Source organism: Paenibacillus sp. 203, assembly GCF_037027525.1.
Lineage (GTDB): Bacteria > Bacillota > Bacilli > Paenibacillales > Paenibacillaceae > Paenibacillus > Paenibacillus polymyxa_B.
The window spans coordinates 241,920-261,149 of the sequence record NZ_JAXCHD010000003.1 but is presented as its reverse complement, the minus strand read 5'-3'; the positions used below and the strand labels follow the sequence as shown (position 1 = coordinate 261,149).

The window sequence follows — 19,230 nt, the reverse complement described above, 5'->3', positions numbered from 1 at the left end:
CCTCCTCTGTATCCTAGCGGACTACTTCTTCCTGCTTGAATTTCCAATCCCGTACATCAACAAAATGTCCATGAATCGCCGCAGCGGCTGCCATTGCTGGAGATACCAGATGAGTCCGTCCTCCGCGTCCCTGACGACCTTCAAAGTTACGATTAGAAGTCGAAGCACAACGCTGTCCCGGTTGCAGTACATCTGGATTCATCGCAAGACACATACTGCATCCCGCTTCACGCCACTCAAATCCTGCTTCTTTAAAAATGACGTCCAGTCCTTCTTCTTCAGCCTGAATTTTCACACGACCCGAACCTGGTACGACGATGGCCGTTACTTTGTCAGAAACCTTGTAACCTTTGGCAACCTCAGCGGCTGCACGCAAATCTTCAATTCGCCCGTTGGTGCAGGAGCCGATAAACACATAATCAATCGCAATATCCGTGATCGGAGTACCTGGCTTCAAATCCATATATTCAAGCGCTTTTTCAGCTGCTTTACGTTCGTTTTCGGTTGGCAGTTCTGCCGGAATCGGTACGGTTGAGGAAATATCTGTACCCATACCCGGGCTGGTGCCCCAGGTTACTTGCGGAATCAAAGCATCTACGTCAAACTCCAGCACGACATCAAACTCAGCACCTTCATCTGTAACAAGCTCTTTCCACTCAGCAACCGCTTGCTCAAAAGCAGCTCCTTGTGCTACATGTTGACGTCCACGCAAGTAGTTGAAGGTGGTTTCATCCGGTGCAATCATTCCTGCTCTGGCTCCGCCTTCAATGGACATGTTACACACAGTCATGCGCTCTTCCATGCTCAATTCGCGGATAGATTCACCTGTGTACTCAATAACATAACCTGTAGCGAAATCTGTACCATATTTGGCGATGACACCCAAAATCATGTCCTTTGCTGTCACACCAGGTTTGCGGCGGCCTACAAAGCGAACTTCCATCGTTTTGGCTTTGGCTTGCTGGAGACATTGTGTTGCCATTACGTGCTCTACCTCACTGGTTCCGATACCAAAAGCGAGCGCTCCGAACGCCCCATGTGTGGAGGTATGGCTATCACCACAAACAATCGTTTTGCCCGGATGAGTCAGACCAAGTTCAGGTCCCATAACGTGAACGACACCTTGATCAACCGTATCCAGATCATACAGTGTGACACCAAAATCACGGCAATTTTGAGTTAATGTATCGATCTGCTGCTTGGAAATCGGGTCCGTAATATTGTAACGGTCCTTAGTCGGTACGTTATGGTCCATCGTTGCAAACGTAAGCTCTGGACGACGCACCTGACGGCCGCTAAGACGTAATCCTTCAAACGCCTGTGGCGATGTTACCTCATGTACGAGGTGAAGATCAATGTACAAAATACTCGGCTTACCCGCTTCCTGATAGATGACATGGTTATCCCAAATTTTCTCGAACATGGTCTTTTTACTCATCATTATTCACCCCTGTGTTTTTCGAACCTAGTGGAGAGAAGCTAACGGCTCTCTCTTGAATGTCAACAATATACCACGGGATGTTTGATTGGTCTAAGATATGATATCTATAGAAGTGATAGGTTAAGGCTATAAGGCTGGAGAAGGTGAATATAGGCGGTTCATTGCACTGTTTCTCTATCAGCTCTTAATTAGTAAAAACATTCGACTAAAATTCGAAGGTTAAAAAAAGGGTTATACAAATGGATGAATACGATGAACTCTGTGGCCCTTTCTAAGGTACGCTAGTTATTACATTAAGAATTTGTGTGAATATTCATACTGTGAAAGCTGAATCAGTTATATATTCTCAGATATTGTTGACAAAATAAGGAATAAACTTGTACAATCAGGAAAATATTTTGTTTAGATTCCATTCTTCGTCGGTAACAAGGATATTGTAACTCGTAATAAGAATCATCTTAGCAATTGCTTTAATGGTTCTTTTTTTCCTCTACTTTTGCAAAACTGTTTGTATTTGATTTTGTTAGCTCTTAATAACTATATAAAGTATAAAACGAAATACAGTTATATAATTTGATATAAATCACAGGTAATTAACAAGAAAGCAAGAATTTTATAAATATCCTCCTGATGCGTTTTGTTGCAAAAAAATAGAAAACCGACTACGAGATTCAGCCGAAGAAAACATTCACATCCTAAAAAGGAGTTGGAATGATGAAACAAAATGGAATATCCGTTGAACACTACACTCCAATTTTGATTGTCGGTACGGGGATCTCAGGACTTACTGCTGCTTATTATTTGTCAAAAAAAAATATCAAGTACACGATTGTAACAAAAAAGAGTGCACCCAAACAAAGCAACTCCTTTCTTTCAGCAGCAAATACACGTGTTCCCTCAGAGAATGAAATTAATCATATTATTAATCTTACTATTGATAAATGTGGAGCAGATCGATCCGTAATTGAATCGCTATATAGGAATTCCAACATAATTATAAATTTCTTCGAAGAATTGGGTATTTCTTATGAGAAAACATCCTTTGGTATCATGCCTGAATGTATGATTAAATCACATGGGGGAAAGAAATTAATCAATTGTTTATTACAACATATTGAACAACCGATGTGTAATAAAATTTTGATACATTTGGAAAAGAACGATCACGGAATTATCGCAATATTTTATGACACACAATCAGATCAATTTATCAGAATATATACTAATTATTTGGTATTAGCTACGGGGGGATATGCAGGACAATTCTGTTTCAATGATAATTCGCCCGGTTCAACTGGTGAAACGCTAATCTTAGCTAAGAAAATAGGTGCGAGATTAAAGGGGATGTCTACAGTAATGTGTCATCCTTGGTCTATATATAACGGAAGACAAATTTTATTGGGCGGGGTTGTATCTTTGAGTCAAGGAAAAATAATAGATGAGGAAGGAGTTCAATTATTAGAAGATGAGTATATTTGTGATGCAATTGCCCGAGATGATTACCACGAAATGATTGATGAGATTTTAAAATTCCAACTAGAATGCATCAAACAAAAAAAGGACATGTACTTGGATATGAGCCATGCTGATGAAAATGTGTTAAATGAAAAATTCAAAACATATGGATTTAGTCCTAAAGTAGTTAAAAATAAAAGAATCAAAATTACACCAACGATGCACTATTCTTCAGGAGGAATCGAAATCAATGCTACTGCCGAGGCTATAAACTTGAATCGTGTTTTTGCTACTGGAGAAGCTCAATTTAATGGTGATCATGGTATAGGAAGAATCCCTGGGCAAGCGTTCGCATCGGGGATCGTTTTTGGTAAATTAATTGTTGACAAAATAGCTAATGAAGGTGTTTTCAATACTCAATATCAAACTTCATTTAAAGATCCACCTGAAACGATGCAGCTGTATTCGAAAGAAAATAATGACTTTCCGATTGAAGAGTTTCAGAAAAATTTGTCAATTCTAATGATGGATTTGATCGCTTCCAATTCATCCGTTGCTTCTCTATCTTTCCATAAAAAAAAAATACAAGAAAGTCAAAATATATTATTAAGCAGAGCAAGAGGATCAGGAAAACGATACGAGGATATTTTAACATTATTTTTCGGATATTTTGTTGCACTAGAAATTATAGAAGATCTTGAAGCAAAGTCAGGCTTGTTGATTAACCAAAAATAGGATAAAAAGAGTCGCCTTTTCAGCTAATGGTAAGCACAAACCAACCATTCCGAAAAGAGGCGACCCTCATGAATCAGTCTACTTTATTTTAGCCGCTCCGACGTGGATAAGGCTTCGTTAAGGGGTTATTACCCTACCTTCTCCGGAAAAGCCGCTGAGGTTCCTTTTGTGTGTCTAAAACGTTGTTTCACCAACTTCTTTAAGGTCGGGAATGGGACAAACGGCGAACCTTATAGGTTCCTCAGGAACTAATGGGGCTATGCTTTAGAAATTAAATCCCTCGGTGGAGCTTAAGAATCTTTATAAATGAATTAATTTCAAGATGATTACCAGCAAAATGAATAGTGCCAAGACAGCAGCTATCGATGTCCAAACTCTTCCGGTGATTCCCTCGTAGTCTCTTTTCATTTCCCCCACACGTAACGCCTCCTTTATTTTAGGGTACTCCTACTCCATAGGCTATGCGAGGTCTTGGTTTAAGGAAGGGCTTCTTAACAAAAAAAAGCTCAGCCGACCCATTAAGGTCAGCTGAGCTTTTTGATTTATTTAGAGTATTCACTTACTTCAAACGTAAGGATACGATCAAACAGCATATAATCCTTACGGCTGCTGAATGGGCCTTTATTGTTATCGTGCTTATTGATTGCGTATGAAGCTGATCCAGAACCAGCCTGTTTGCTTTCGTACCACGAGATAAAGTCATTAACCTCTTTCATGCTTAGGTCAAACTCTTTTTCCAAGCCTGTTGTCATAGTGACCACCAATATTGCACGATCTCCAGTAGTTGGCTCTGGATCAGGTTGACTCCCTCCTCCTTGTGGAGTGGCAGAAGCCTCATTTGAGTATTCAGAATCAACGCCATTCACCTTAGCACTCACAACAAAGTAGTATTTCGTTCCGTTGGTCAAACCCGGAATAACGAAATTGCCGTAAGCATCTTTAGTAGCTGTTGCGCTTTCAGTGTATTTGCCGGATTCTGTTCCGTATTTGACTGTATAGCTTTCAGCGTCTTTAGTTTGCTCCCATTTCAGAGTAACCTGACTATTTCCTGCCTCAGCACTTAGATTGATTTCAGAACCATTGTAATCAGTCAGCTTACCATCAGAATCCACATCTATAGCATCAAAGCGATAATCATAAACAACATAGTTGCTTGAAGGTACCTCTGTCCAAATTTTAACGTTGTGTATTCCTCTTTCTAATCCCACTTTTTCGTACGCCAACCGCTGATGTGACCAAGACTCCCTATAAGCACTAAAGTATTCTACTTTACCATCTATGCTAATCCCTATTTTTTTAGTATATGAATCTGACATATTGATAATCAGTCTAATTTTTGTTCCGTCAAATTTAAAATTAATAGTACTTGGCTTATTATGAGCAGCTCCTAACGCTGTCTTGTTGTAGTCTTCTGCATCCTCTATTTTAACCATGTCATTCCCATAAATTAATTCTGGTGATCGATCATCATACCGAGTCCATCCTGGCTCAGGCTTATCCAAGCGTTCTCCAACTTTTGCTGCAAAGACACTTGAGTCCGAAAAAATAATTGATGCAAAGAAGAATACACCTATGATAACTCCGATTTTTTTTGAAAAAATCCAATTCATTTAATAATCCCCTTTCTATTAATTTAATCCAAAAACATAGTAAGGTGATCAAATGCTTATTCTAAACATAAACTTGCTGATCTATAAATATAACTATATTTTTTATTGGTTATAAAAAACTCAAGCCCGTGTATCCTTCTTCCATCTAATCTAATTTCAACTGATCAACGAAAAACTCTATTACCACTTAAGGCTAAACTTTTGATTTATTTTGAGTATTCACTCACTTCAAACGTTAGGATACGATCGTGGAGCAAATAATCCTTTCTGCTGCTGAATGAACCTTTGTTGTTATCATGTTTATTGATGGCATATGATGCCGATCCAGTTCCAGCTTGCTTTCCCTCATACCAGGTAATAAAATCGTTGACCTCTTTCATACTTAGATCGAACTCTTTCTCTAAACCAGTTGTCATGGTCACTACCAGGAAAGCACGGTTACCTGAAGGTTGCTCAGGTTCAGTTTGATCCCCTTCTTGAGGAGTGGTAGATGCTTCACTGGAGTATTCAGAATTTGCTCCATTCAATTTAGAACTCACAACAAAGTAGTATTTCGTCCCGTTGGTTAGGCCGGGAATAATAAAGTTTCCATATGAGTCTTTTGTGGCTGTGGCAGTTTCAGTATATTTGCCTGATTCCGTTCCATATTTGACTGTGTAACTGTCAGCTTCTTGAACCTGTCCCCAGTTTAATGTAACTTGACCGTCTCCAGGGGAGACTACTAGATTCATGGGAGTGTAGATATCAACCAATTCTCCATCAGTATCTATTGCATCAAGCGAAAATGTATTGTTTGTGCTATTCGTAGTTAACTTTACTTCATGAACAGCGGGTGTTAGATCTAAGACTTCAAACACAAGTACTTGATACAGATTTGCAGGATTATTTGGATTGTATGTCGAAACTTTACCATCAATCTCTATGGACACATTGTTTACCCTATTGGTCCAATACAAATCAATAATTCGCAATTTAGTTCCGTAGAATTTGAATTTTATGGAATTTGTTGTTGCTCCAGATAGTTTCATATAGTGGCCTGTTTTTGCATAAACACTATTAGGTTCATTTGTAACATATCCCCACCCACTACCTTCATACTTAATGGCAGGATTCATATCGTCATATCTTTTCCAACCTTCTTCGGGGGAAGTTAATCTCTCACCGATCGACGCTGCATACGTATTTGAATTTAAAATCAAGCTCGTTCCAAACAATAAAACACCTAACAAAATACTTATCTTTTTCATAAAATATATCTTCACAAGAACTCCTCCTACTAAGGTTTGTAGAACAATTACTAAGGTAAATTAATTCTAAAAATGTGTCTAAACATAAACTTGCTGATCTATAAATATAATCTAGATATTTGCATATTTATTTTTTATTGGTTACAAAAAAGACTCTAACAACCAAATGCTAGTAAAGTCCCTCATCCTTATTTCACTATGAATCTTACCTTTGTACCATCAGTTTACTTATCTAACTCATGACTTACCCATGATCCTGTTCCCCGGTTATCACTAAAGCTTATGTATCGAATATCTGCACCTGCGCCATTTTTAGCACATTTCCATTGGCTATTCGGCGCGGTCATATACTTTTTTTGGGAACTCCCTTTTCTCTTACGATTCCTTTTATCATGCGACACCTCCATAGTATTTTAAATCTTCTCAATACTATATTGGGAGTCATGTCTAAATATCGCGTATGTTGTCACAAAACAAAAAAACTCTCAGTTATGGAGTACTAGAGAGAGTAACTACTACACTAAAGATTCAATTCCACACTATTAAACTTTATTTTTTAATATATAGACATTAATGTTTAGAAATACCTTTAATTCAGTTTTATAATCAACCTTTTTATTACATAAATTTAGGAGGAAGTTTTAAAAAAAGTTCAAAGAATTTGAGGTATCTTGTTAGCCTTATTCATTGGAGTTTCGGTGTTCTCATTGTTCCCTACAGTTACAAAAGCTGAGACTACAAATGTGACTTGGAAAAACGGGTCTGTAGTAACTTCCTTGAGGGTTCAGTAAAAAGCGCCACTTACCGTTATCGCTATAAAATTGTAATTACAGCATTCAAACTATTATCCAAAATGGCTATTACTTTATTATTAGGGTCATAAACAACACGAGCTCCTGTTTGGATATCAACATATTTTCAACTGCTCGCATACCGGACGCTTTAAGCAGGTTATCAATCATAAGGGTAGTAATTCCATCTTTAATAGCTTCTTCAATGGAAATTTATTCAAGAATATGGTCAATCTAAAAAATAAATTTTGCTCTCTCTAAATATTTTAAAGTTTATCAAAAAACTCTTGGGCTAAACTCTTTGAAGTAAATCTAGGGCAGCCTATCATATTTATCGTTAGCCCTAATGCTCCAGATATAATTGCGAACACAACAGAAGCGCCTAAATTCCCAAATATATAGTCACCTATCATCCAGCCCGCTATACCACAAGCTAGACCAAATATAACTACTCATATGTACAGTTTATGCTTATCACATCAAGATAGTCATTCGGTGAATTCTGTGGTAATTCCTGCACTGAAGAAAGCTCTGCTAACCTTATGGTCGGCAGAGCTTTCTTTAGCTTTAGAATCCCCCAATTTGTACAAGGGTCTGAATAAGCTGCTCATGATTGTGAGCGGGTACAGTTATAAAAAACAAAAAGCTACTCGCAACAATTAACAATGCCATTTTTTTCAACATTACTTAACCACACCTTTTCAATTAGATTGGAGAACTCTGTTTTGATTTCAGGAGTCGCATGGACTTGAAAACGCATAAACAGACCAATACAATTTATAAAGTTTGTTTCATTAGTTATTATATGTGACTTTGCCATTGCATACATCAAGTATTTAAAGCCATCACTGTATTTCACCCGATGTAAATAATAATGAGCCATTTCGTAAGCAAACCATGCGAAATAGTCTGGTATTACTTGTTGGGTATATATATCAGATGATGTTGGGAGTTGAGCAAATGAATTAATATTTGTTTCAAAACGTGAAAGGACATCATCCACATCTATTTCATATCGGTTAGCCGCTATCATAACGTTCAACAGCTTTGAGAGTTTCTCATTTTCATTAGCGGTTGATGTTGCCGCTATATATTCAACATAGTCTGGCAGCACGCTAACATCTCCAGACAGGAGTTTATTGACGTACGTGTTACCTTCTGCCCACTGACTGAACAAGTTTACCCAGTGTTGAGTATCTTCATCAGTCTCTTTGACCCAATCTAAATTCGCATAGGCGTATGTATATAGTAGGGCTTGTTGATAATCGCCTTGGGCTTCACAAACACTAGCACACAACAAATCGGCGTAAGCAATGTATCCAAATAACGGATTTCTGGTTTCCTTTTCATGCTCCCTGTTCTTTCGATTCTTCTGCTGATGCTTTATGGAATATTGTACTTCAGCTTTCCCTCTCATTTGCCTTGCCATTTCCTCAACCTTGTCCCACTTACGCAAAGACCTGTACACATTAGCCAAATCCTTCAATGCGTCAAGTTGGTCCATTTCATCCAGACGTTCAATGTAAGGCTCGAACAACGTAGCTGCCTTGAGATTGCGGCTTTGATCGTCCCCAACCTGAATCGTGAACATTCGATACTGACAGATCGCCAATCGTTCAGAATGTTGGTACTTCTCCGTTTCAGCTACACCCTCATAGAACAGCAACGCAGCATCATGTCGTCCCTGTGCTAATAGCACTTCTGCCATATCAAATAGTTTAGGCGAATAGAGTAGGTTGTCCATAATGGTTCCTACCACTCGACGGATCGCATCCAGCTTGTCCAATTCCGCACAACGATACAAAAATGGCTCTATTCGTCTCATATTCGGGGGGGTGTCGATGATGTAGTTTTCTATAAATAGGTCGTAAAAGTAGCCTTCTGGTAAACCCATAGCCTCGGTAATGCGATCTATCTGGTTAACAGACATAGATTTATTGCCTGACACTATGCTACTTACTATCCCCCTATTCATGCCCGCTATATGCCCAAACTCCATCATGCTCAAACCTTCTTGTTTTAGATATTGTTCCAATTCTGCTCTAATCGTGGGTGTAACTTTCATAGATAAACCACCCTTCATACAGAAGTACCAATATTTATATATTATTGCATTCTATTGTTGTCCATAATTTAACAGTTGTCAATAATTTTTATTTATTTGCATCGAATGTCGAAGTATATAAAATAAGCAGTTCCAAAGAGTCACTCTGCATTGAAGTCAAATAACCTTGCCACTGTTACCAGTGAGACTTATGGTAATGGAAATATAATCCTTCAAAAAACAGACACTTACATTGATCTGACTGTACAAAAGTACGGAGGATTACTTACTGAGTGGGACTACAAAAATCCGCTGAATTATCAGAGGCTTTTCATACTTGTATCTTAAATTAATTTGCTGCTATAACGCTACGAGTTTTAAAGGGAAATATTGTTCGGTGAATATAAAGTTGTAGACGGACAATACGTCATTAAGCTAACGGGCAGCTTAACTTGATTGGTGATATTATGCTACTCTATAAATAAGCAAATAATTTAATCAAGAGGTGTAATAATGCGGTTTCATGAATTTTATATCGGACAAGTATTTAAAACCAAGTCTTTAAAATTAACTAAAGAGGATATTACCAGATTTGCAAGGGAGTTTGACCCGCAATATATGCATTTAGATGAAGAGAAAGCATTACAAGGCAGATTTAATGGAATTATCGCTTCAGGAATTCAAACATTAGCTGTTTCTTTTAAGCTTTGGGTTGAAACAGGCAGTTACGGTGATGAGGTTATTGCTGGAACTGCTATGAATAATATTAAATTTATTAAACCAGTATATCCAGGCGACGAATTGTACACCATTGTTGAAGTGATTGGAGTAAAAGAGATGAGGAATGGAACAGGACTCGTTACTGTATTGCTGTCGACTTTCAACAAGAAAGAGGAGCAAGTTTTTGAAGGCGATTTATCCGTTCTGGTTAAACAGTAAAGTTTCATAAAAAATCAATTATTACAGGTCTGAAGAGGTCCATGCATTTTAGCACGGACCTCTTCTCTTTATTCTAACGTGGCTTGACTTGCGGCTTCATGTTCAGCCACACGTTGCAGTAATTCCTACTAAGTCTTCATTTGGCGACCTTGACGTTGCCCTTCTACAAACTGAATATCGCATAGATTCTACATCTTGAACCCGTACTTTACACCATTTTGGATAACATATCTATGCCTTCTGGAGTTCGACTAGCATTTCCATCCAATGTAATAATAATAAATTGATATTGCAAATCATATAAATGAATAATTTACTATAAATCTCTGAGATTCGCACTGAGCTATTTCAGTATAGAGGGCTTTGAGTATGCCATTTACTAATCTCAGCCCATAGTATGTCATTCAACTTCTTTTGTATTGGAGCTGTACAAACAACACGACGGAATGAGAAGCATCATACAAACCATAGAGGTATAGCTACTTCAAGAGTGGTCTAATCTATGTAAATTTTTGGTTCAGTGTAATGAATTTCACATCTTTCCGGGTCAACCTGTTCTACCATAGAAGGGTGATACGCCGTGCTGGGCAGACCACTTGGGTCGGGACGGTTACATTTTGTTCTAAAACCAGCTACACAGGCTGTCTGGCATGCGCGGCAAGTACGCCTTTATTTTGATTCGAAGCGGAGTGTCCAGATGTTGAATACCGAATTGGAATACCGTGAGCGCATCAGGAAGTTGGCCGTATGTATTGTCAAGCACTACCGTGGAAAAGGACCGGACAACGTCAAGGTTTCACTGGATTCGCCGCTCCGGATTACGGTAGAAATTCGAGGTACATTGTCTAATTTGTCCGAAATTCTCGTTCATGAAGGGGCCGAGGACAAGGTCAGGGAATATTGGAACGTCCTTCGTCCCTATCTGGAAAAGGAGTTTATGAACGAAGCCGAAAAAACACTCGGCAGTCCCTTCACTTATACTTGGGAGGTCTGCCCCTCCGTCCATGGAGACGGACACATTATCATTTCTCTAGAACTACAACACATACACCGGTTGGATTAGCGGGAAGGAGCTTGTCTCCTCGCTCGCGGATAAGCCAGTACAGGATGCAGCGTAAAGCGGCATTTTTGTATTGGCTTTTTTTATGTTACGAGTTTCATCTATTTCATATAAAAGAGGTGCTGCACTTATGGCAGACAAGGTATTAACCGTATGTCCCTACTGCGGGAGCGGTTGTCAGCTTCATTTGCTGGTGGAAAAAGGACAGGTAATTGGCGCAGAGCCGGCTGGTGGTCGTACGAATGAAGGAACGTTGTGTCTTAAAGGACACTATGGATGGGATTTTTTGAATGACCCACAAATTCTGACTGCACGCTTGCGCAAGCCCATGATTCGCAAAAATGGAGTTATGGAGGAAGTGGAGTGGAAGGAAGCCATTCAATATACTGCCGAACGGCTGTCAGCAATTAAGGAAAAATACGGACCCGACTCCATTATGGGAACGGGCTCCGCACGCGGCCCGGGAAATGAAGCCAATTATGTCATGCAAAAGTTCATGCGGGCGGTCATTGGCACGAACAATATTGACCATTGCGCTCGTGTATGCCACGGCCCTTCTGTGGCAGGTTTGACTTACTCGCTCGGAGATGGAGCTATGTCCAACTCTATTCCTGAAATTGAACACTCTGATCTCATTTTCGTGTTTGGATATAATGCACCCGAAACACATCCGATCGTCGCAAGACGCATTGTAGCTGCCAAGCAAAGAGGCGCCAAAATTATTGTATGCGATCCACGCATGACCGAAACAGCTCGTATTTCGAATATGTGGCTACCCCTAAAGGGCGGTTCAAACATGGCTTTGGTGAACGCTTTTGGTCATGTACTTGTGCATGAAGGACTGTACGACAAACGATATGTGGAAGCAAACACAGAAGGCTTTGCCGAATACGTAGACAGCATTAAAAAATATACTCCCGAATATGCGGAAGGCATTACGGGGGTCAAGGCGGCCGATATCCGGGCGGCTATGAGGGAATATGCAAAGGCCCCTACCGCTACAATTTTGTACGGAATGGGCGTATGTCAATTTTCACAGGCCGTTGATGTGGTAAAGGGGCTCGCTTCCCTTGCACTGTTGACCGGAAATCTGGGCAAGCCGAATGTCGGTATCGGGCCAGTACGGGGACAAAACAATGTACAGGGGTCCTGTGATATGGGCGCTTTGCCGAATGTGTACCCTGGCTATCAGGATGTAACAGACAACACAGTCCGCAAAAAGTTTGAAAAAGCATGGGGTGTTGAGCTGCCGCGTAAAAAAGGCTATCCACTTACAGAGGTACCGCACCTCATCCTGAAGGAGAACAAGCTGAAAGCTTATTACATTTTCGGAGAGGACCCTGTACAAAGTGATCCGAACGCCGCTGAGTTGCGTGAAGCCCTAGACCAATTGGAATTTGTCGTGGTTCAGGATATTTTCATGAACAAAACAGCGCTGCACGCCGATGTCATCCTCCCTTCTACTGCCTGGGGCGAGCATGACGGTGTATATTCTTCGGCAGATCGGGGGTTTCAGCGCATCCGTAAGGCCGTTGAGCCACAGGGTGATGTTAAGCCAGACTGGGCCATTATTAGCGAGGTTGCTACCGCCATGGGCTACCCTATGTCCTATGCAAACACAGAGGAAATTTGGGATGAAATGCGCAGCCTTAGCCCATTATTCTCGGGTGCCAGCTACCAAAAAATGGAGCAGCAAGGCGGCGTTCAATGGCCTTGCCCTACCGAGGATCATCCAGGTACACCGTATTTGTATAAGGGAAATCAATTCTCGACACCTAGTGGCAAAGGCAGATTATTCGCCTGCGAATGGCGTCCGCCACAAGAACAACCGGATGCAAAATACCCGCTTGTCTTATCCACAGTCCGTGAGGTAGGTCACTATTCCGTGCGTACCATGACTGGCAATTGCCGCGCGCTGCGCCAGTTGTCTGATGAGCCTGGCTTTATTCAGATTAGCCCAGAAGACGGAGCAGATCTGAATATTCTGGATGGCGAAATTGTTGCCATATCCTCCCGTCGGGGACGCATCATGGCACGGGCACAAATCAGTGACCGTGTGCAACAAGGTGCGACTTACATGACCTATCACTGGTGGGTTGGAGCATGTAACGAGCTGACCGCTGATTTTCTCGATCCGGTATCCAAAACCCCGGAATTAAAATACTGTGCCATCCGTCTGGAACGGATCGCCGACCAAGTGCAGGCCGAACGTGATGTACATGAATCGTACCAACGGATTCGCAGACAGATGAACGTCCAGGAAGCTGTTTTGGCTGATAAGGTGACGAGATGAGCGGCACAGGGAATATGATGCACCGTCCGACAGAAAACCGGTCAACTTCGACGAGTAGAATGGGAGCAGCCAGTAGAACAAGCGCTGTTGCTTCTTCTTTTGTAGTCGCAGACGCCGGGCAGTGCATCGGCTGCAAAGCCTGTGAACTGGCGTGCTTCGCCGTTCACAGTCAGGCTAACGGTATAGGAGCTTCGGTCGGAACCGTCAGCGTACCTGTTGTACCCAAGGTGTATGTTGTACGTACAGGGGAGATGTATGTGCCGGTGCAATGCCGGCATTGCGAAAATGCCCCCTGCGCACATGCCTGTCCGGTACAGGCCATTCGTCAGGAGGACGGCGTCGTTATGATAGATGAGGAACGATGTATCGGCTGTACCTCCTGTGTTTTGGCCTGCCCCTTCGGGGCAATTGAGGTGTCTCCGGTCTACCGGGCCGGACACGTTGTAACACAGTCCGGCCTGACTCACCGTGCAAATCGAGTCGCCCTTCCCCGCACCGCGGCAAGCAAATGCGATCTGTGCGCGGAAACAGAGAACGGACAGCCTGCATGTGTAGAGGCCTGCCCGAATCATGTCCTACGGCTGGCCAAAGGTATATCCGACTCACCTGCAGAGCCTCGGCGGGAAGTCTTTTTCCCACGCCTATAAGGTCAAAAATCAGCCGCAGAAAGGTAGAAAAACATGTCAACCACAATAGACAAGATCTCTTCACCTCCTTGTATGAAGACGACTGATTGCACAGACCCTGTCATTCATATTGACCCTACGCTCTGCACGGGATGCAGACGTTGTGCTGGGGTTTGTCCAGTAGATGCCATAGAGGGACTGCCCGGAGAACCGCAAACCGTTAATGCAGACCGATGTGTTATTTGCGGTCAATGTGTACAAATATGCAGCGTATACGCATCTGACTGGGCAGGTTCATCTTCACAGGAAGGCGCCGCTAGACGGCTGGAACGTATCCAAGAACGCGATATGCCTGCCGACATCAGAGAGCCGCTATTCGCTGCCTATTATAGCTACAACTTGAATAAGGTAGCCGATATGATGACCAAACCTGGACAGTTTCGGATCGTCCAATGTGCTCCTGCCATTCGTGTTTCACTCGCGGAGGAATTCGGAATGCCTTTCGGCACCTTGACGCCTGGGAAAATGGCTGCTGCTTTGCGCCGCCTTGGCTTCGATCGGGTATACGACACCAACTTTGGAGCTGACGTGACCATCATGGAGGAAGGCACTGAATTAATTCGTCGCGTGACCGAAGGCGGTCCCTTACCCATGTTCACATCCTGCTGTCCAGCATGGGTCCGATTTGCAGAAATAGAATATCCCGATCTGCTAGACCATCTATCCAGCTGCAAATCTCCGATGCAAATGTTAGGAGCGTTAATCAAATCTTATGGCGCACAACTAGACGAGGTGGAACCTGCGAATATATACAGCGTTGCCATCATGCCATGTACCTGTAAACAATTTGAGTGCGATCGTCCCGAAATGGAATCTGACGGTTACCGTGATGTGGATGAGGTACTGACCACGCGTGAACTTGCATACTGGATCAAGCAGCGCGGAATTGATTTTGCGAACCTGCCTGATGAAGAATTCGATTCACCGTTAGGACAATATTCAGGTGCAGGCTCCATTTTTGGAGTCACCGGAGGAGTCATGGAAGCTGCCATCCGTACAGGTTACGAGCTGCTGACAAATGAAAAACTGCCGAAGCTCCAACTCGATTTTGTTCGTGGTGAGGAAGGCATTCGAGTAGCTGAGGTTCAGGTAGGCAAGCTGCAGCTCAAGGTAGCGGTCGTCGCCGGGCTACAACATGCCTATCAGCTATTGGATCGTGTCCAGGCGGGCGAATGTGATTATCATTTTATTGAGGTGATGGGCTGCCCTGCTGGATGTATCAGCGGAGGGGGACAACCCAAGCTCATGTTAGAAAAGCATCGAATTGAAGCTTATCGGGCACGTAAATCCTCCATCTATGGACATGATGCTGCACACCAGGTACGAAAATCGCATGAGAACCCTCACATCATCAAACTTTATGATGAATTTCTAGGTGAGCCGCTGGGTCATGTGTCGCATCATCTGCTGCACACGACCTTCCAACAACGGGGACCCGGCAAGCAAAGCCACAGTAGCACTATTTCCACCAAAGGGGATACGGGTTACTCCATTCATTAATACGTTAAGTTATTTTTATGCTGTATACATTATATTTGTTGTTAGTTAGAGAGGAGTCGAATTGTATGAACCGTTTTGTTTTAGCTGATCCCGATCAGTGTATCGGCTGTCGTACCTGTGAAATCGCATGTGTCATCGCACATTCAGCGGAGAACCCTTTTATCTCACCAGATGATGAGTTTCATTTTCACCCTCGTCTGAAGGTTATCAAATCATTTGGAGTCACTGCACCCGTTCAGTGTCGTCACTGTGAGGATGCCCCATGCGCCAACGCTTGTCCGAACGGCTCCATTACGAATGCAGATGGCTGCATTCTCATTAATAGTGAAAGCTGCATTGGCTGTAAAACCTGCATGATCGCTTGCCCTTACGGCGCGATTACCATGGTACCCGAGTATCGAAACGGGCAGCCTGTAGTGCAGGACGGATTGTATACCAATATGTCAGGACGTTTGCAACCCAAAGAACGCATGATTGCCAGCAAATGTGATTTGTGCGAAGGCGTGGACGGTGGTCCGGCCTGTATTGGTAAATGTCCAACACAAGCCCTCAAGCTGGTCGAACCAGATCTGGTTCACGCCCGTGTTGAGGAAAAACGCGCTGCAAGTGCACGTCAGCTACTGCATATGACACGCATTCCAGCAACGGGTCTATGACTGAAGGTCTTTCTCTGCCTACAAATACGCGAACCGAGCGGGATGCGCTAGGAGAGATGGAAATTCCCGCAGATGCCTTTTACGGTATTCACACTGCACGCGCGATGAATAATTTTGCGGTCAGTGGCAGGCCTGTGAACAAAAACCTGATTCACGCTCTTGTGTTGGTAAAAAAAGTAGCCGCTCAAGTGAATGGTGAGCAGAAACGGCTTCCTGCCCAACGGGCCTCTGCCATTGTAAATGCCTGCGACGAATTACTCGCCGGGCGGCACCAACATATGTTTACCGTGGATGCCATGCAAGGCGGCGCAGGCACCAGTACCCATATGAATGTAAATGAGGTCATTGCTAATTTGGCCATCGTACAGCTAGGAGGCAGACCAGGGCAGTATGAGATTTTACATCCGCTGGATGATGTGAACTGCTGCCAGTCTACGAATGATGTCTATCCGACAGCGCTACGAATTGCAGCGATACGGCTGCTTCGGCCTTTATGTGACACGATATCTTCGTTACAGGATGCTTTACAGCACAAAGAAACAGAATATGCCGACTTGCTCAAGCTAGGCCGCACTCAGCTAATGGATGCCCTGCCCATGATGGCCGGGCAGGGCTTTGGTGCCTACGCAAAGGCTATAGCGCGCGACCGCTGGCGTCTCTATAAAGCTGAAGAGCGACTGCGGGAAATCCCTATTGGGGGCACGGCGATTGGCACAGGTATGAACGCGCCCCGCGCATACAGCTATCGGATGGTCGAAAAGCTGGCGGATGAGACTGGCTTTGGACTGAGTCGCAGTGACCACCCGATGGACCCGATTCAAAATATGGATGTCTTTGTCGAGGTGTCCGGTCTACTCAAATCAGCCGCCGTGAATCTGTACAAAATATCTGGCGATTTTCGTCTACTGGCCTCTGGTCCTTTCGGTGGTTTTGGCGAATACACGCTGCCTCCAGTTCAGGCGGGATCCTCTATTATGCCTGGCAAGGTCAATCCGGTAATAGCTGAAATGGCAGGACTCACAGCCATGCGTGTGATAGCCGAAGATGCGGCTATCACTATGGCCGCTGCCTCCGGTCAGTTGGAGCTAAACGCATTCCTGCCGCTGATTGCCGAATCGCTGCTGGAATCGCTACATATTCTGAACAGCGCGGTTCGACTATTCGAGGAGCGATGTGTGCGCGGCCTGATCGTGCGTGAGGAACGCTGTACTACAAATCTGCGTAACTCAGCCGTGATGGCTTCTGCGCTGGTCGCGGAGCTTGGCTATGATGAAGCTGCCTCTATTGCATCTGCAGCCATTGTGCAAGGTCGCGCGCCAGAAGATATTGCAGAAGATCGCGGCCTACTGAGCCGTTCGCGGATTGACCAATTATGCCATCCCTATACAGTAACCAAGCCCGGAATTCCGGGACAGGAAGAAGGAACTCACCATGGGAATGAATGATACCCCTCGTAGCAATCGACCACATATCGTCCTGCTCGGTCGCCGCAACGCAGGCAAATCCAGCATTCTGAACACCCTGACTGGTCAGCCCGTCGCTGTGGTATCTCCTGTAGGAGGAACGACCACGGACCCCGTTTTCAAACCAATGGAGCTACTCCCAGCGGGTCCCATTGTTCTGGTGGATACCGCCGGACTGGACGATGAGGGTGAGATCGGGGAGCTGCGCCGCAACAAAACGCTCGAAATACTTAATAGTACAGACTTGGCCTTGCTCGTTATCGACGCCACCGTTGGTGTCGGACCATTCGAGCATGAGCTACTCGAAAAGCTCCGCACCAAAAAGATTCCTGTTATTGGGGTATTGAATAAGATAGATACCCTTACTGAATCAGATAAAACGGCTACAAAGCTGGCAACTGAACTGGATCTCACCCTGATTCCTTTCAGTGCATCTTTGCTTTGGGGAGACACGGAACTGAAAAAGGCTATTACTAATACGCTCCCTCAAAACGAGGATCGTTTCCGAATCGTCGGTGACCTGTTGTCACCCGGCGATGTTGTTGTGCTGGTCGTTCCCATTGACAAAGCTGCACCAAAAGGCCGATTGATCCTGCCACAGCAGCAAACAATCCGCGATACACTAGAGAGTGATGCCATCGCTGTAGTGACCAAAGAACATGAACTACGATTGACGCTGGAGAGATTGGGACGTAAGCCTCGCTTGGTCATTACCGATTCACAGGTTTTTATGAAAGTAGCGGCCGACACGCCTAAGGATGTGCCTCTTACCTCTTTTTCCATCCTGTTTGCCCGTCATAAAGGCGATCTGGACGAACTGGTACGAGGTGCAAGAGCCATCGATCGCCTCAAGGATGGAGACCGTGTACTCATTGCCGAAGCCTGCACTCACCAATGCCAATCTGACGATATTGGTCGAGTGAAAATTCCCCGCTGGCTCCGCCAAACGATAGGCAAACGTCTCATCATCGAGCATGCATCCGGCTCCAGCTTCCCCGATGATTTGAGCGAATATGCACTGGTTATTCATTGCGGTGCATGCATGCTCAATCGGCGTACGATGCTTCATCGAATGTCGGAAACGAAAGCTGCCGGAGTGCCGATTGTGAACTATGGTATTTTCATCGCTTATGTACAGGGGGTCTTTCCCCGTGCTATTGAATGCTTCCCATCTGCTATGCTGGCATGGGATCAAGCTGTAGATGCCGGCAGTTATTCCTAAAAGACCTCATCTCATCATTAATATTTTTTTCCAGACACACAAAAGCAGTCGCGCTGATTCCAACGCGACTGCTTTTCATTTTCAAGTT

13 protein-coding genes and 1 pseudogene are annotated in these 19,230 nt (G+C 43.6%); 10 read left to right on the top strand and 4 right to left on the bottom strand.

Going from position 1 to position 19,230, the window contains the following annotated elements; genetic code table 11:
* Nucleotides 1–13: 13 nt before the first annotated feature.
* Nucleotides 14–1,438 (bottom strand): 3-isopropylmalate dehydratase large subunit, encoded by a 1,425-nt coding sequence (leuC, locus tag WA407_RS07620; protein ID WP_069289784.1) that lies wholly within the window; start codon nucleotides 1,436–1,438, stop codon nucleotides 14–16.
* A 717-nt stretch (nucleotides 1,439–2,155) separates the two neighbouring features.
* On the opposite strand from leuC, the gene WA407_RS07615 reads away from it, so the two are divergent.
* On the top strand, nucleotides 2,156–3,631 hold the full coding sequence (locus WA407_RS07615) for an FAD-binding protein (protein WP_336077070.1): 1,476 nt from the start codon (nucleotides 2,156–2,158) through the stop codon (nucleotides 3,629–3,631).
* A gap of 542 nt (nucleotides 3,632–4,173) precedes the next feature.
* Here WA407_RS07615 and WA407_RS07605 read toward each other — a convergent pair.
* Both WA407_RS07605 and WA407_RS07600 read right to left on the bottom strand, forming a co-directional pair.
* The gene (locus WA407_RS07605) at nucleotides 4,174–5,241 is read right to left on the bottom strand and encodes a fibronectin type III domain-containing protein (protein ID WP_336077069.1); all 1,068 of its coding nucleotides are present in this window, start codon (nucleotides 5,239–5,241) and stop codon (nucleotides 4,174–4,176) included.
* A gap of 206 nt (nucleotides 5,242–5,447) precedes the next feature.
* A complete protein-coding gene (locus tag WA407_RS07600; RefSeq protein WP_336077068.1) occupies nucleotides 5,448–6,503 on the bottom strand; it encodes a fibronectin type III domain-containing protein in 1,056 nt (351 codons plus the stop codon).
* Nucleotides 6,504–7,156: 653 nt separating this feature from the next.
* Here WA407_RS07600 and WA407_RS26720 point away from each other — a divergent pair.
* Nucleotides 7,157–7,267 (top strand): annotated as a pseudogene (locus WA407_RS26720) (SPRY domain-containing protein); the annotation flags it as partial.
* 658 nt (nucleotides 7,268–7,925) lie between these two features.
* Here WA407_RS26720 and WA407_RS07595 read toward each other — a convergent pair.
* Entirely contained in the window at nucleotides 7,926–9,344 is a 1,419-nt protein-coding gene (locus tag WA407_RS07595) for a transcriptional regulator (protein WP_336077067.1), read from the bottom strand.
* 492 nt (nucleotides 9,345–9,836) lie between these two features.
* Here WA407_RS07595 and WA407_RS07590 point away from each other — a divergent pair, with 492 nt between their 5' ends.
* The 8 genes from WA407_RS07590 (at nucleotide 9,837) to hydF (ending at nucleotide 19,142) form a co-directional block, all read left to right on the top strand.
* Nucleotides 9,837–10,262 (top strand): MaoC family dehydratase, encoded by a 426-nt coding sequence (locus tag WA407_RS07590; RefSeq protein ID WP_235309620.1) that lies wholly within the window; start codon nucleotides 9,837–9,839, stop codon nucleotides 10,260–10,262.
* 580 nt (nucleotides 10,263–10,842) lie between these two features.
* The gene (locus WA407_RS07585; RefSeq protein WP_235309619.1) at nucleotides 10,843–11,325 is read left to right on the top strand and encodes a DUF2294 domain-containing protein; all 483 of its coding nucleotides are present in this window, start codon (nucleotides 10,843–10,845) and stop codon (nucleotides 11,323–11,325) included.
* Nucleotides 11,326–11,452: 127 nt separating this feature from the next.
* A complete protein-coding gene (gene fdhF / locus WA407_RS07580; RefSeq protein ID WP_235309618.1) occupies nucleotides 11,453–13,615 on the top strand; it encodes a formate dehydrogenase subunit alpha in 2,163 nt (720 codons plus the stop codon).
* Nucleotides 13,612–14,262, top strand: coding sequence for a 4Fe-4S dicluster domain-containing protein (locus tag WA407_RS07575; protein ID WP_336077066.1), 651 nt, complete (start codon nucleotides 13,612–13,614; stop codon nucleotides 14,260–14,262). Before fdhF ends, WA407_RS07575 begins: the two co-directional genes overlap by 4 nt.
* 72 nt (nucleotides 14,263–14,334) lie before the next feature.
* Nucleotides 14,335–15,801, top strand: a complete 1,467-nt coding sequence (locus WA407_RS07570; RefSeq protein ID WP_235309617.1) for a [FeFe] hydrogenase, group A — start codon at nucleotides 14,335–14,337, stop codon at nucleotides 15,799–15,801.
* A 65-nt stretch (nucleotides 15,802–15,866) separates the two neighbouring features.
* Entirely contained in the window at nucleotides 15,867–16,457 is a 591-nt protein-coding gene (locus tag WA407_RS07565) for a 4Fe-4S dicluster domain-containing protein (RefSeq protein WP_013310648.1), read from the top strand.
* 56 nt (nucleotides 16,458–16,513) lie between these two features.
* Entirely contained in the window at nucleotides 16,514–17,902 is a 1,389-nt protein-coding gene (locus tag WA407_RS07560) for an aspartate ammonia-lyase (protein ID WP_254328599.1), read from the top strand.
* Nucleotides 17,889–19,142, top strand: coding sequence for a [FeFe] hydrogenase H-cluster maturation GTPase HydF (gene hydF, locus WA407_RS07555; RefSeq protein ID WP_336077065.1), 1,254 nt, complete (start codon nucleotides 17,889–17,891; stop codon nucleotides 19,140–19,142). The genes WA407_RS07560 and hydF overlap by 14 nt, the downstream gene beginning before the upstream one ends.
* Nucleotides 19,143–19,230 lie beyond the last annotated feature (88 nt).